A 13,780-nucleotide genomic window follows, 5' to 3' on the forward strand; every position below is an offset into this window, starting at 1 on the left:
GTAGAAGGAGCCGCACCGTGCGCGCAGCACTGCAGAGCGAGATCGGCCAGGACAAGCTCGAAGTCGTCGACGACATGGAGGCCGTGGGCTTCGGCCCCGGCAAGGTCAGGATCCGCGTCAAGGCCACCGGCCTGTGCCACTCGGACCTGTCCGCGATGAGCGGCGTACTGCCCCAGCCCGCCCCCTTCATCCCCGGGCACGAGGGCTCCGGCGTGATCGTGGACGTCGGCGACGGGGTCGTCAGCCACAAGATCGGCGACCGGGTCCTCGTCTGCTGGCTGCCGCCGTGCGGCCACTGCCCCTCCTGCAAGCGCGGCCAGGGCCACCTGTGCCTGGAGGCCTTCGGGAACGTGGCCACCCCCAACTTCCGGCGGGCGACCAGCGACATCTTCGGCTTCGCCGGCACCGGCACCTTCTCCGAGGAGATGGTCGTCCCGGCCGCCTGCGCCATCCCGATCCCCGACGACCTGCCCTTCGACATCGCCGCGCTGATCGGCTGCGGCGTCACCACCGGGCTCGGCGCGGCCATCAACACCGCCAAGGTGGAGGCCGGTTCCTCGGTCGCCGTCATCGGCTGCGGCGGCGTCGGCATATCCGTCATCCAGGGCGCCAAGGTCCAGGGCGCGGCCCAGATCATCGCCGTGGACCCGGTCGCCTCGCGGCGGGAGGCGGCGCTGCGGTTCGGCGCCACCGAGGCGGTCTCCCCGGAGGAGTTCGCCGACGCCAAGAACCGCGTCACCGCGGGTGAGGGCTTCGACTACGTCTTCGAGGTCGTCGGCAAGTCGGCGACCGCGCACAAGGCGTACGAGATGACCCGGCGCGGCGGCAGCGTCGTCATCGTCGGCGCGGGTGCCCTCGACGACAACTACCAGGTCAACATGTTCTCGCTGTTCTTCGACGAGAAGAAGATCCTGCCGTCGATGTACGGGGGCGGCGACGTGCTCCGCTCGTACGAGCGCACCATCGCGCTGTGGCGGGCCGGCCGGATCGACCTGGAGAACCTGATCACCCACCGGGTGCAGCTCGCCGAGGTCAACGACGCCCTGGACCAGATGCGCACGGGCGTGGCCCTGCGCACCTGCATCGAGCTCTGACCCACTCTGACCCACTCTGACCCGTTCTGAGAGGAACGCTACGCATGGCACTGCCACTTGAGGGACTCTCCGCCATCGTCACGGGCGCGGGCCGCGGGCTCGGCCGGGCCGAGGCGATCGAGCTCGCGCGGCTCGGCGCGAGCGTGGTCGTCAACGACTTCGGGCAGCCCGGACGGGACGGCTCCGGGGAGGCCTCGGCCGCGCCGGCGGAGGAGGTGGCCGAGGAGATCCGCGCCGCGGGCGGGCAGGCGGTCGCGCACCTGGGCGACGTGGCCGACTTCGAGCAGGCGCGCGAGCTGGTCGAGCTGGCGGTGAGCAGCTTCGGGAAGCTCGACATCCTGGTCAACAACGCCGGCATCCTGCGCGACCGGATGGTCTTCTCGATGTCGGAGGCGGAGTGGGACTCGGTCATCCGCGTCCACCTCAAGGGCCACTTCAACACCACCCACTTCGCCTCCGTGCACTGGCGCGAGCGGTCGAAGGCGGCGGGCGGACCGGTCTACGGCCGGATCGTCAACACCTCCTCCGAGGCCTTCCTCGGCGGCTCGGCCGGCCAGCCCAACTACGCCGCCGCCAAGGGCGGCATCGTCGGCCTGACCACCTCCACCGCCCTGGCCCTGGCCAAGTACGGGGTGACGGCCAACGCCATCTGCCCGCGCGCCCGCACCCGTATGACCGAGGACGTCTTCGCGGGCTTCCAGGTCCCGGAGGAGGGCAAGCTCGACCCGCTCGCCCCCGAGCACGTCTCCCCGCTCGTCGGCTACCTGGCCTCGCCCGCCTCGGCCAAGGCCAACGGGCAGCTGTTCGTCGTGCACGGCGGGATCGTGGTCGTCATGGAACGCCCGCGCGTGGCGGCGAAGTTCGACACGACCAAGGAGGCCTTCTCCTACGAGGAGCTCGACGAGGTCCTGACCCCGCACTACGACTCCCGCCCGGCGAACGAGACCTTCGCCGCGACGGAGGTCCTGGGCCTCAAGCACGACTGAGCGGCGCCTGCTGGAGGGGGATCGGGCGCGGGGCCGGGGCCGGCGGCGGGTCCAGGCGGACCGGCGGAGGAGGGGAGACCGGCAGGGTCAGCCCGACGATGCCGCAGGGGACCTCGGGGGTCGCGTACGGGAGGTGCAGGCGACCCTCGGGGCTCCACAGGCCCGTCCCGCCCAGCCAGCCCGCGGGCGCGGGGAGCCGGAAGACGTGCCGGTCGGCGGGGCGCCACAGCAGGATCCTCCCCCAGCTACCGCTGGGGGTACCCCCACCGTCGGCCGACCGGAGCGCGACCCCGCACGTCTCCGGCATCAGGGCCTGGCCCGGCTGGACGGCGAAGGGGGTCGCGTCCTGCGACCGCAGGCACTCCGGGAAGCGGACCGGCAGGGAGCTGCCCAACACGCCCCAGCCCAGGCGCGGTTCGCCCGGAGCGTCGGAGCGGAGCAGCAGCAGCCCGCTGTCCGGGTCGGCCAGCAGGAGCCGGTCGTCGCTGCCCTCCGCGATCTGGAGCAGCGGCGACACCTCGCCGCCGCGCCCCAGATCCACGGCGACGGCCTTGACCGTCCCCGCCAGCTCCCGGTCCAGGGCCAGCATCCGGCCCGTCCGGTCCAGCCAGACGCCGCCGGAGCACCGGCCCGGGATCCGGGCGACCGGCCCGAAGCCGCCCCCGGCCACCTGCCAGACGGTGGTCGCGGCGGCGGTCACGGCCAGCGCGAAGGCGCCGAGTCCGTCCGGGGACGGTGGCAGCAGGCGGACCCGTACGTCCTCCACGCCCGCGCCCGCGTCCTGCGGCCCCACCGAGCCCAGCGGGAGCTCCCCGGTGCGCGGCCCGTCCGCGGCGCCGCCCGTCGGGTACAGCAGCGCGAAGGCGTGCCGCTCCGCGACCCGGCGGTGGATCAGCACCCGCCCGTCCGCCAGCGGCAGCACCTCGCTGTCGGCCTCCTCGGGCTGGGCGAGCGGCAGTGGCACCGCGTACGGCTCGGGCCCGGCCAGCGTCCAGCGCTCGGCGTACCGCGCCTCGCCGTCCCCGGCGAGCCGGGCGGCGTACGACCCGTCCGCGGCGATCGTGAACGGGGCCGTGGTCGCCGTGGTCGTCATCTCGATCTCGATGGCACAGACAGTCATCCGGGCCGTCACCTCCGGTGGCGAAGCTAGTTTTCGCACTTCCTGCCGAACAACACGACCCAGGACGCTTCACACGTACGGGTGTCCGCCTGCCGATTCGGCTGTGCCGGCGGTGGCGATTGTGCTGTGCGATATCGGGGCGTTTAGGGTGAGCGGGCGTGGTTAGGCTTGCCTAACTGCGATGCCGCCCCCGACTCCAGGAGCCATCCCATGTCCTTGCCGTCCTCTTCCCTCCGGCGCCGCGCAGCCGCAGCCGTCTCCCTCGCCGCGGCCGCGGCGCTCGCCCTCACCGGCTGCGGCGGCCAGGGCGAGAAGGCGGCCGGGGACACCAAGGCGGGGAGCGGTGGCGACAAGAAGGCCGTCGCGCAGGGCGGCAAGGAGTTCGCGGACGCCGCGGCGAAGACGGCCGCCTTCGGGACCACCGCCCCGGCCGGGCGGTTTCCGCGTACGGTCACGCACGCCATGGGCACCACCGAGCTCAAGGCCGCGCCGAAGCGGGTCGTCGTCCTCGACGTCGGTGAACTGGACAACGTTGTCTCGCTGGGCATGCAGCCCGTCGGCTACGCGCCGTCCGAGGGCGACGAGGGCATCCCCGACTACCTGAAGAAGGACGCCGGCGAGCCGAAGTCGGTCGGCACCATCAACAACCTCAACCTGGAAGCGATCAACGCGCTCAAGCCCGACCTCATCCTCGGCAGCCAGCTGCGCGCCGCGGACAAGTACGACGCGCTGTCGAAGATCGCCCCGACCGTCTTCTCCATCCGCCCGGGCTTCCCGTGGAAGGAGAACTACCTCCTGAACGCGGCCGCGCTCGACAAGACGGCCGAGGCGAAGGCCAAGCTGGCCGCGTACCAGGCCAAGGCGGCGAAGCTCGGCGCGGACATCGGCGAGACGAAGCCGACGGTCACGATGCTGCGCTACATGCCGGGCAAGACCCGCCTGTACGCCGGGGCCTCCTTCATCGGCACGATCCTGAAGGACTCGGGCATCCCGCGCCCGCAGAACCAGCAGGCCGAGGACCTGGCGGTGGAGATCAGCCCGGAGCGGATGGACGAGGCGGCCGCGGACTGGATCTTCACGGGGGTGTACGGCCCGAAGGACAAGACGAAGCGGGACTCCGCCGAGGGCAACCCGCTGTGGAAGGGCCTGGACGCGGTCAAGCAGGGCCGGGCCAAGGACGTCCCGGACGAGACGTGGTACCTGGGCCTTGGCGTGACCGCCGCCGACAAGGTCCTGGACGACCTCCGCGGCTTCCTGGCGCGGTAGCAGGGGTTCGCACCGAGCGCGCGGCGCCGTTGCGGGGGCTCCGCCCCCGTACCCCCGCGCCTCAAACGCCGGCGAGGCTGAATTTGCCCTGCGGGCAATCCAACCCGCCTGGGCGCAAGGTCGCGCTACGCGCACGTGCGGGCTGAGGCCGGGCAAATCCAGCCTCCGCCGGCGTTTGAGGCGGCGGGGTCCGGGGCGGAGCCCCGGTCTTGCAGCCGCACCCGCGCACTCGGGCGGGCAACATCCAGCCCCGCCGGCGTTTGAGGCGCGGGGTCCGGGGCGGAGCCCCAGGAGCCGGGCGGAGCCCGGGGGCCACGGACGGTAGCCTTGGCCCGTGCCCCGTCTCTCTGAAGTCATCGCCGCCCTGGACGCTCTCTGGCCCCCCTCGCGGGCCGAGCAGTGGGATGCCGTCGGCACCGTCTGCGGCGACCCCGACGCCGAGGTCTCCCGCGTCCTGTTCGCCGTGGACCCCGTCCAGGAGATCGCCGACGAGGCGGTGAAGCTGGGCGCCGACCTGATCGTCACCCACCACCCCCTCTACCTCCGCGGCACCACCACCGTCCAGGCCGGCACCTTCAAGGGCCGCGTCGTGCACACGCTGATCAAGAACGACATCGCGCTGCACGTGGCCCACACCAACGCCGACACCGCCGACCCCGGAGTCTCCGACGCCCTCGCCGGCGCCCTCGACCTGCGCGTCACCGGCCCGCTCGTGCCCGACCCGAGCGACCCCGCCGGCCGCCGCGGCCTCGGCCGGATCTGCGAACTGGACCACCCCGAGACCCTCCGCGAGTTCGCCGCCCGCGCCGCGGCCCGGCTCCCGCAGACCGCCCAGGGCATCCGCGCGGCCGGCGACCCCGACGCGCTCATCCGTACCGTCGCCGTCAGCGGCGGCTCCGGCGACAGCCTCTTCGACCAGGTCAGGGCCGCCGGCGTGGACGCCTTCCTGACCGCCGACCTGCGCCACCACCCGGTGTCCGAGGCCCGCGAGCAGAGCCCGCTGGCCCTCGTCGACGCCGCGCACTGGGCCACCGAGTGGCCCTGGTGCGAGCAGGCCGCCGCGCAGCTCGACGCGATCTCCGAGCGCCAGGGCTGGGGTCTGCGGACCCACGTCTCGCGCACGGTCACCGACCCGTGGACGGCCCACGCGCCGTCCGTCACACCCCCTTCTACCTCTGGAGCCCCCAACTGAACGCCGAGCCCGCCGACCAGATCCGACTTCTCGACGTCCAGGCCCTGGACGTCCGGCTGTCTCAGCTCGCCCACAAGCGCAAGTCGCTGCCCGAGCACGCCGAGGTCGACTCCCTGACCAAGGACCTGACGCAGCAGCGCGACCTGCTCGTGGCGGCCCAGACGCAGGCGAGCGACGCCGCCCGCGAGCAGACCAAGGCGGAGCAGGACGTGGACCAGGTGCGCCAGCGCGCCGCCCGCGACCAGCAGCGGCTCGACTCCGGCGTCGGCATCTCGGCCCGTGACCTGGCGAACCTGCAGAGCGAGGTCGTCTCCCTCGCCAAGCGGCAGGCAGACCTGGAGGACGTGGTCCTGGAGGTCATGGAGCGTCTGGAGGGCGCGCAGGAGCGCGTCACCGAGCTCACCGAGCGCGTCTCCGCCCTGGAGGCCAAGCTGGCGGACGCCACCGCGCGCCGCGACGCCGCCACCGGCGAGCTCGACACCGAGGCCGCGAAGGTCACCAAGGACCGCGAGGTCATCGTGGCGTCCATGCCGGCCGACCTGATGGCCCTGTACGAGAAGATCCGCGTCAAGCAGGGCGGGGTCGGCGCCGCGCGCCTGTACCAGCGCCGCTGCGAGGGCTGCCGCCTGGAGCTCGACATGGCCGAGGTCAACGAGATCAAGGCCGCGGCCCGCGACCAGATCGTCCGGCACGAGAACTGCGGCCGCATCCTGGTCCGTACGGCGGACTCGGGCATCTGATGCGGGGGCCTGTCGGGTTCGTCGTAGAGGCGGACGGCGGTTCCCGGGGCAACCCGGGGCCCGCCGGCTACGGCGCGGTGGTCCTCGACCCGGCGACGGGCGAGACGCTGGCCGAGCGCGCCGAGTTCATCGGCGTCGCGACGAACAACGTGGCGGAGTACAAGGGCCTGATCGCCGGCCTCAAGGCCGCCCGGGAGCTTGCCCCGGACGCGGTGGTCCAGGTCCGCATGGACTCGAAACTCGTCGTCGAGCAGATGTCGGGCCGCTGGAAGATCAAGCACCCGGACATGAAGCCGCTGGCAGCGGAGGCGGCGAAGATCCTCCCCGCCTCCCAGGTGACGTACGAGTGGATCCCGCGCGAGCAGAACAAGCACGCGGACCGGCTCGCCAACGAGGCGATGGACGCGGGCCGGCGCGGCAAGCAGTGGGAGCCGTCCGGCTCCACGGCCGCCCTGGACGCTTCGGCGGCCCGCGCCCTGGCCACGCCCCCGCCGTCCGGCCCGCCCGGCGACGCCGCGGCCGGAGCCGCCGCCGCCCGCGCGGCCCTGGCCACCGGCAGGACCGGCGCGGCAGCCCGCGCCGGCGCGGCCGGCCACGGCCCGGCGGAGGCCCCTGGATCGGCGGCCGGCGGCGCGGCCGCGGCCCGCCCGGCCGAGGCGGCACGGCCCGCCGCCGGCGCGCTGTTCGAGGCACCCGCCTCCGCTTCCCGTACGAAGGCCACCCCGGCGGTGCCCGCGGAGGCCGGTGCCGACACCCTGTTCGCGGAGCCCGGCCGCACCGAAGCGGCACCGGCCGCGCCCGCGGCACCGTCGCCCGGCCGGGCCGAGCCCGTCGCGCAGGCCCCCGCCGGAGGCCAGGGCTGGGGGCCCGACATGGGAGCCCCCGCCACCTTCGTGCTGCTGCGGCACGGCGAGACCGCCCTCACCCCGCAGAAGCGCTTCTCCGGCAGCGGCGGCTCCGACCCCGAACTGTCCCCGGCCGGGCGGCGCCAGGCGTCCGCGGTCGCCGAGGCGCTGGCCGCGCGCGGCACGGTCCAGACGGTCATCAGCTCCCCGCTGCGCCGCTGCCGCGAGACCGCCCAGGCCGTCGCCGACCGCCTCGGCCTCCCGGTCACGGTCGAAGAGGGCCTGCGCGAGGTGGACTTCGGCGCGTGGGAGGGCCTGACCTTCGCCGAGGTGCGGGAGCGGTTCCCCGACGACCTGCAGGCCTGGCTGGACTCCCCGAAGGCGGCCCCCACGGGCGGCGGCGAAAGCTTCACGGCCGCGACCCGCCGCGTCTCGGCCACCCGCGACCGGCTGCTGGCCGCCCACGCGGGCCGCACGGTCCTGCTGGTCAGCCACGTGACCCCGGTCAAGATCCTGGTCCGCCTCGCGCTGGGCGCCCCACCGGAGTCCCTGTTCCGCATGGAACTCTCCGCGGCCTCCCTCTCGGCGGTGGCCTACTACGCCGACGGCAACGCCTCGGTCCGCCTCCTGAACGACACGTCCCACCTGCGGTGACGCGGCCATCGGGCAACTAGGCTGACCTCACGGGAGGTGGCCTGGATGTCCGAGCACGAACCACGCAAGCAGGCGCCGGAGGCCGGGCTCGCCGCCGTCCAGCGCGAGCACTGGCAGCACACCTACGCCGAGCACCCCGGCATGTACGGCGAGGTCCCCTCCGAGCCGGCCGTCCACGCCACCGCGGTCTTCCGGGCCGCCGGAGCCCGCGAGGTGCTGGAACTGGGTGCCGGACACGGCCGCGACGCGCTCCACTTCGCCCGCGCCGGCTTCACCGTCCTGGCCACCGACTTCAGCCCGGTGGGCCTCGACCAGCTGCGCGCCGCCGCCGGCGCGCGGGGCTTGGCAGGGCGGGTCACCGCCATGGTGCACGACGTGCGCGAGCCGCTGCCGCTCGCGGACGCCTCGGTCGACGCCGTGTTCGCGCACATGCTGCTCTGCATGGCGCTGTCCACCGAGGAGATCCACGCGCTGGTCGCCGAGGTGCGGCGGGTGCTCAGACCGGGCGGCGCCTTCGTCTACACCGTCCGGCACACCGGCGACGCGCACTACGGGGCCGGTATCGCACACGGGGACGACATCTGGGAGCACGGCGGCTTCGCCGTCCACTTCTTCTCCCGCGACCTGGTCGACTCCCTCGCGCGGGGGTGGAGGCTCCAGGAGGTCCATGCCTTCGAGGAGGGGGACCTGCCGCGGCGGCTGTGGCGTGTCGCCCAGACCGCGGCGGAGTGAGCGCAGACCGACACAAGCTGTACGCCGGGTTCTGTCACCCGGTGACCTCGCGGTCGCCGGGGAGACGGCCATCCATCTAGGACCGGCGTTGCCGCCGGCCTCGTGCGGTCTACCCGCGAACTCGGGCGAGCAGCCCTCGAACGTTCGCGCAGACCCGTCCGTGGACGGATCCTCTTGACCTTGCTCCAGGTGGGGTTTACCTAGCCGCCTGAGTCACCTCAGGCGCTGGTGGTCTCTTACACCACCGTTTCACCCTTACCGGAGGCCGAAGCCCCCGGCGGTCTGTTTTCTGTGGCACTGTCCCGCGGGTCACCCCGGGTGGGCGTTACCCACCACCCTGCCCTGTGGAGCCCGGACGTTCCTCGGCGGGATCCGAAGACCCCGACGCGGCCGCCCGCTTGTGTCGATCTGCGTGGCCCATGGTACCCGTGGTCAGCCGCCGCCTTGACCTTGCCGCAACGGCAGGGTTTCTACTGGGGCCATGCGGATCGGAGAGATCGCCGCGCTCGTCGGGGTCACCACCCGGGCGATCCGGCACTACCACCACGTCGGGCTGCTCCCGGAGCCGGAGCGGCGCCCCAACGGGTACCGGGCCTACAGCGTCCGCGACGCCGTCCTGCTGGCCCGCGTACGCCGGCTCGCCGAGCTCGGTCTGAGCCTCGACGAGGTGCGGGACGTCCTCGTGGACGACGCGGGGCGCGAACTGGCCGACGTGCTGGAGGAGCTCGACGCCGACCTGGCCCGGCAGGAGGCCGAGCTGGCCGAGCGCCGGCGTCGGCTCGCCGTGCTGCTGGACGCGCCGCCCGGGGAGACCGAACCGGTCTCGCCCGCCCTCGCCGCGCTGCTCGCCAAGGCGCCGCAGACGGCTTCCCCGAGTGCCGCCATGGACCGCGAGCACCTGACGCTGCTCGACGGCTCGGGCCCCGGCGGGGAGCGGCTCTACGAGGCGCTCGGGCCGCTGGCCGCCGATCCGGACCTGCTCGCGCTGTACGAGCGGCTCGACGAGCTGGCCGACGCCCCCGCCGACGATCCCCGGATCCCGGGGCTGGCCGCCGAACTGGTGGCAGCCGTCCCCGACGAGGTGTTCGCCGCGATCCCCACCGGGGGAGCCGTCGTGCCCGGATTCAAGGAGGCGCTACTCGCCGAGTACGCACCCGCGCAGGCAGAAGTCGTACGCCGGGTCATGGAGGCGTTCATGGAGAGGGGCCGGGGATGAGTGGGGCAGGGTGGCGGGCGGCCGTGCGCACCGTTGTCCCGGTGCAGGTGCGGCGGCTGGTGCGGCATGAGGTGCGGGCCGGGGGCTCCCTCGGCTGGTGGGTGCTGCGCCGTAAGCACGGGGTCCGGGCCGGGGACCTGGCCGTCGGATACACCGCACCGCAGACGGCCATGATGTACGGAATGCTCTTCGTGTCGGTGATCGAGACGGTCGGCCTGGCCTTCCTCATCCCCTGGCCCGCGGTCCACCGGGTGGTCTTGGGGCTCGACCTGTACGGGATCCTGCTCGTGCTCGCCCTGCACGCCGCCTGCGTGACGCGCCCGCACGTGGTCCGCCCCGACGGCTCCCTGCGGATCCGCTACGGGGCCCTGTTCGACCTGACCGTCCCGGCGGACGCGGTGGCCACGGTCCGCGTCGACCGCCGCTACCCCGAGGGCCGGCTGGTCACCGTCTCCGAGGACGGGGTGCTGGACCTGATCGTGGGCAGCCAGACCACCGTCACGGTGGAGCTGAACCGGCCGCTGCCGTACGTACGGCCGCTGGGTGGCCGCGGCGACGCGACCGGGCTGCGCTTCCACGCCGACGACCCGGCGGCGCTGGTCGCCGCGGTGCGGGCCGCTACGGCACGCTGAAGAGGATCTTGTCCACGTTGAGGCCCGCTTCGGGGTCGGCGCGGTCGAGTTTGGCGTGGACGGTCGCGCCGAGCGCGAGGCTCGCGCTCGGCGAGGTGATCCGGCCCATCACGGGGGGCTGCGCCAGATACGCCAGGCCCCCCGACGCCGGCGCGGGCGCGTCCACGTCGGTGTCGATGACGGCGGCGTCGAAGGTCTCGCCCACCCGCTTCCTGAGCAGTGCCGCCTCCACGATGTCGACGGACTCCCGGTCCGCCGTGCCGCCCTTGCCGCCGGCCATCGTGCCCGGCAGGCCGTCCAGGGCCGCGAGCACCCAGGCCGGCGGGGCCTGGTCCGCGCAGGCGGCCACGCACAGCTCACCGCTGTACCGGTCGACCAGGCGCCGCATCGGAGCCGTGCAGTGCGCGTACGGGGCCGCGATCGACGCGTGCAGGGGGAACTGGGGGAGGACGCCGCCGCGGAAGGTCGTGTACTCCGCCCGCTTGAACAGGCGGGTGGCCTCGTGGAGGAAGGCCGCGTGGTTCTGCAGGGCCGGATTGAGGGTGCGGATCCGCTCGGCGTACGACATGTGGTCCGGCCAGTCGATGCCGAGCTGCCGGGCGATCATGCGCAGTCCCGGGACCGGGTCGGGCGTCCTCTTCTTCTGGGTCCGCAGGACGCCCGTACCGCTCTCCAGCATGATCTTGGCGGCGGCCATCCCGGTCATCAGGGAGATCTGCTCGTTCCAGCCGTCCACGGGCAGCGGTGCCCGGTAGCTCAGCAGGAACTCCCCGTCCTCGAAGGCGACCTCCTGGTCCGGCAGGACGAGCGAGACGGCGCCACGTTCGGCCTCTTCGGCCTCGCGCAGCGTGCCGATGTCGCGCAGCAGGGCGACGGACTCCTCGGCCGTACCCGCGTCGATGTCCTGCTGGACGCCCGCGTAGTTCAGCTTGGCCCGGCTGCGGACCAGGGCGCGGCTCACGTTCGAGTCGGTCACCACGCCGTGGGCGTCCAGGTCGTGCTGCCACAGCAGGGCGGGGACGGTCTGGTACGGCAGCAGGCTGGCGGCGCCTTCGGAGAGCACCGGCGGATGCAGGGGCACCTTGACGTCGGGGAAGTACAGCGTCTCGACCCGCTTGTGGGCCTCGGCGTCCAGTACGCCGTCGGGCTTGACGAAGGCGGCCATGTCGGCGATGGCGTAGTGGACGCGGAATCCGCCGCCCGGCCGCCGTTCCAGGTACATGGCCTGGTCCAGGTCCTTCGAGTCCGGGGGGTCGATCGTGAAGAACGGCAGGTGGGTGGCGTCCTTGTGGGACAGCGCGGGTGCCTGGGCGGCCGCCGCGGCGGCTTCGAGCACGGGCGCGGGGAAGTCCGCGGTGGCGTGCAGCTCCGTCCGGAGCTTCTGCAGGGCGGTGCGCAGCGCGGCCTTGGCCGCGTCGGACATGTGCATCGGGCGACGGGGCATGCCCCGAGCGTAGGTCGGCGGCCACGGAGCGGCACGGTGAACGGGGCCGGGCGGGGTGGGCGGGGCCGGTGAGGGGACGGGGGCCCGCGCGGGAGGGCCTACGCTGGCATGTCGGGGCCGCACCCCCGCGCTCGTACGCGAAGAAGGAGAACCACCGTGCTCGTGCTGCTGCCGCCGTCCGAAGGAAAGGCCGCCGGCGGCTCCGGCGCACCCCTGGAGCCGGAGGCGCTGTCCCTGCCCGGCCTGGCCGCGGCGCGCGCGGCCGTCCTGGACGAGCTGGTCGAGCTGTGCGCGGCCGACGAGCTCAAGGCCCGCGAGGTGCTCGGCCTGAGCGAGGGGCTGCGGGGCGAGGTCGCCAAGAACGCGGAGCTGCGCTCGGCGGCCGCCCGCCCGGCGGGGGAGGTCTACACGGGCGTCCTGTACGACGCCCTGGGGCTCGCCGACCTCACCCCGGCGGCGCGCACGGCGGCCGAGGACGCGCTGCTGGTCTTCTCGGGGCTGTGGGGCGCGGTGCGGATCACCGACCGGATCCCCTCGTACCGCTGCTCGATGGGCGTGAAGCTGCCGGCGCTGGGGGCGCTGGGGGCGTACTGGCGCGCCCCGATGGCGGAGGCCATGCCGGAGGCGGCCGGCGAGGGCCTCGTGCTGGACCTGCGGTCGTCGGCGTACGCGTCGGCGTGGAAGCCGAAGGGCGAGGTGGCGGGCCGGACGGCTACCGTGCGGGTGCTGCACTCGCAGGTGGTGGACGGGGTCGAGAAGCGGTCGGTGGTGAGCCACTTCAACAAGGCGACGAAGGGCCGGCTGGTCCGGGACCTGCTGCTCGCGGGCGCGGCCCCGGCGACCCCCGCCGAGCTGGTGACGGCCCTGCGGGACCTGGGCTACGTGGTCGAGGCCGAGGCCCCCGCGAAGCCGGCCAAGGCGTGGTCCCTCGACGTGGTGGTCACCCAGATCCACTGACCGCCCCGGCTGACCGGACCCCGGCCGGGGTCCGGGGTTAGCGGCCCAGGGGCCAGGCGACCGCCGCCGGGGTCTGGGGGGAGGCGCCCGCGTACTCGGCGCAGGCGTCCGTCAGGGTTTCCAGGAGGGTGAGCGGGTCCGGGAGGGGGTGCTCCATCCCGCGCAGCCAGGTCACCGACTGGTCACCGGGGAGGGCCGCCGGGGGGACCAGGACATAGCTGCCCCGGCAGTGCCAGCGGAGCCCGGGGTGCTCGTCCATCGTCTCGGGATGGCAGTCCAGTTCGCAGGGCCACCACTCGTCCTCGTCCTCGGGGGTGCCGCGGGTGGCGGTGAAGAAGAGCATGCGGGCCTGGTCGCCCGTACCGCCCGACTCGGCGACGGGGCCGACCTCGATGCCGGCTTCCAGCAGCCGGGCGAGGGCGGCGGCGCCGGCCTCCAGCGGGACGTCGAGCACGTCGTGGACCATGCCGGTCGCGGTGATGAAGTTGGCCTGGGGCTGGTTGCGCGCCCAGCGTTCGACCTGCGCGCGGTCGGTGGTCGACTGGGTCTGCCAGGCGAAGGAGAGCGGGTGCCGGGCCGGCGTCGGACAGCCGATCCGGTCGCACGAACACCGGTAGCCGGCGGGATGGGCGGCGGGGGCGAGCGGCAGGCCTGCGGCGGCGACGGACAGGAGGAGCTCCTCGCGCTCGCGTCCGGGGTCCTCGGCGGCGCCGGGCTTCCGGCGCCGAAGCAGCCACTGGGAAATCCTGCTCTGCTCGCCGCGTTTGAAGCGGCCGGACTCGGACCCCATCTATCCCCTCACCTCACGGTTGCCCCGGCGGACCTTCACATGGTCCCACCATCCTGAGCCCCGGGTGACCGCTCTCCACGACCGGGGGGTTCGGGATGGGTGACCGAAAGCC

Annotated in this window: 13 protein-coding genes and 1 other RNA gene; 10 read left to right on the plus strand and 4 right to left on the minus strand. The window is 73.9% G+C overall.

Going from position 1 to position 13,780, the window contains the following annotated elements:
* Positions 1 to 17 precede the first annotated feature (17 nt).
* Both ACGFYU_RS13305 and ACGFYU_RS13310 read left to right on the plus strand, forming a co-directional pair.
* Positions 18 to 1,094 (plus strand): Zn-dependent alcohol dehydrogenase, encoded by a 1,077-nt coding sequence (locus tag ACGFYU_RS13305; protein ID WP_393827392.1) that lies wholly within the window; start codon positions 18 to 20, stop codon positions 1,092 to 1,094.
* 44 nt (positions 1,095 to 1,138) lie between these two features.
* Positions 1,139 to 2,080, plus strand: a complete 942-nt coding sequence (locus ACGFYU_RS13310; RefSeq protein WP_393827393.1) for a 3-oxoacyl-ACP reductase — start codon at positions 1,139 to 1,141, stop codon at positions 2,078 to 2,080.
* Here ACGFYU_RS13310 and ACGFYU_RS13315 read toward each other — a convergent pair.
* Entirely contained in the window at positions 2,067 to 3,200 is a 1,134-nt protein-coding gene (locus ACGFYU_RS13315; RefSeq protein WP_393827394.1) for a hypothetical protein, read from the minus strand. The genes ACGFYU_RS13310 and ACGFYU_RS13315 overlap by 14 nt on opposite strands.
* Positions 3,201 to 3,410: 210 nt before the next feature.
* Here ACGFYU_RS13315 and ACGFYU_RS13320 point away from each other — a divergent pair, with 210 nt between their 5' ends.
* The 5 genes from ACGFYU_RS13320 (at position 3,411) to ACGFYU_RS13340 (ending at position 8,629) form a co-directional block, all read left to right on the plus strand.
* A complete protein-coding gene (locus ACGFYU_RS13320) occupies positions 3,411 to 4,466 on the plus strand; it encodes an ABC transporter substrate-binding protein (RefSeq protein ID WP_393827395.1) in 1,056 nt (351 codons plus the stop codon).
* Between the two features lie 334 nt (positions 4,467 to 4,800).
* The gene (locus ACGFYU_RS13325) at positions 4,801 to 5,658 is read left to right on the plus strand and encodes a Nif3-like dinuclear metal center hexameric protein (RefSeq protein ID WP_393827396.1); all 858 of its coding nucleotides are present in this window, start codon (positions 4,801 to 4,803) and stop codon (positions 5,656 to 5,658) included.
* Complete coding sequence (locus ACGFYU_RS13330; protein WP_393827482.1) at positions 5,655 to 6,398, plus strand: zinc ribbon domain-containing protein; 744 nt, start codon at positions 5,655 to 5,657, stop codon at positions 6,396 to 6,398. Before ACGFYU_RS13325 ends, ACGFYU_RS13330 begins: the two co-directional genes overlap by 4 nt.
* Entirely contained in the window at positions 6,398 to 7,897 is a 1,500-nt protein-coding gene (locus ACGFYU_RS13335) for a bifunctional RNase H/acid phosphatase (protein ID WP_393827397.1), read from the plus strand. The genes ACGFYU_RS13330 and ACGFYU_RS13335 overlap by 1 nt, the downstream gene beginning before the upstream one ends.
* A gap of 45 nt (positions 7,898 to 7,942) precedes the next feature.
* Positions 7,943 to 8,629: a class I SAM-dependent methyltransferase gene (locus tag ACGFYU_RS13340; RefSeq protein ID WP_393827398.1), complete on the plus strand. Its 687-nt coding sequence runs from the start codon at positions 7,943 to 7,945 to the stop codon at positions 8,627 to 8,629.
* A 4-nt stretch (positions 8,630 to 8,633) separates the two neighbouring features.
* Here the strand turns inward: ACGFYU_RS13340 and rnpB are convergent.
* Positions 8,634 to 9,035: RNase P RNA component class A (rnpB, locus tag ACGFYU_RS13345), an RNA gene on the minus strand.
* A gap of 75 nt (positions 9,036 to 9,110) precedes the next feature.
* Here rnpB and ACGFYU_RS13350 point away from each other — a divergent pair.
* Both ACGFYU_RS13350 and ACGFYU_RS13355 read left to right on the plus strand, forming a co-directional pair.
* Entirely contained in the window at positions 9,111 to 9,845 is a 735-nt protein-coding gene (locus tag ACGFYU_RS13350) for a MerR family transcriptional regulator (RefSeq protein WP_393827399.1), read from the plus strand.
* Positions 9,846 to 9,868: 23 nt separating this feature from the next.
* The gene (locus ACGFYU_RS13355; RefSeq protein ID WP_393827400.1) at positions 9,869 to 10,477 is read left to right on the plus strand and encodes a hypothetical protein; all 609 of its coding nucleotides are present in this window, start codon (positions 9,869 to 9,871) and stop codon (positions 10,475 to 10,477) included.
* On the opposite strand, the gene ACGFYU_RS13360 is transcribed toward ACGFYU_RS13355, so the two are convergent.
* Positions 10,464 to 11,921 carry a ribonuclease catalytic domain-containing protein gene (locus tag ACGFYU_RS13360; RefSeq protein WP_393827401.1) on the minus strand — a complete coding sequence of 486 codons (1,458 nt, stop codon included), beginning with the start codon at positions 11,919 to 11,921 and terminating at the stop codon, positions 10,464 to 10,466. The two genes, ACGFYU_RS13355 and ACGFYU_RS13360, sit on opposite strands and share 14 nt — an antisense overlap.
* A 156-nt stretch (positions 11,922 to 12,077) precedes the next feature.
* Here ACGFYU_RS13360 and yaaA point away from each other — a divergent pair, with 156 nt between their 5' ends.
* Positions 12,078 to 12,878, plus strand: coding sequence for a peroxide stress protein YaaA (gene yaaA / locus ACGFYU_RS13365; RefSeq protein WP_393827402.1), 801 nt, complete (start codon positions 12,078 to 12,080; stop codon positions 12,876 to 12,878).
* A gap of 37 nt (positions 12,879 to 12,915) precedes the next feature.
* Here the strand turns inward: yaaA and ACGFYU_RS13370 are convergent, their stop codons facing one another.
* Positions 12,916 to 13,668 (minus strand): bifunctional DNA primase/polymerase, encoded by a 753-nt coding sequence (locus ACGFYU_RS13370; RefSeq protein ID WP_393827403.1) that lies wholly within the window; start codon positions 13,666 to 13,668, stop codon positions 12,916 to 12,918.
* Between the last annotated feature and the right edge of the window lie 112 nt (positions 13,669 to 13,780).

Origin of the sequence: Streptomyces sp. NPDC048337 (assembly GCF_043201175.1) — a bacterium.
Lineage (GTDB): Bacteria > Actinomycetota > Actinomycetes > Streptomycetales > Streptomycetaceae > Streptomyces.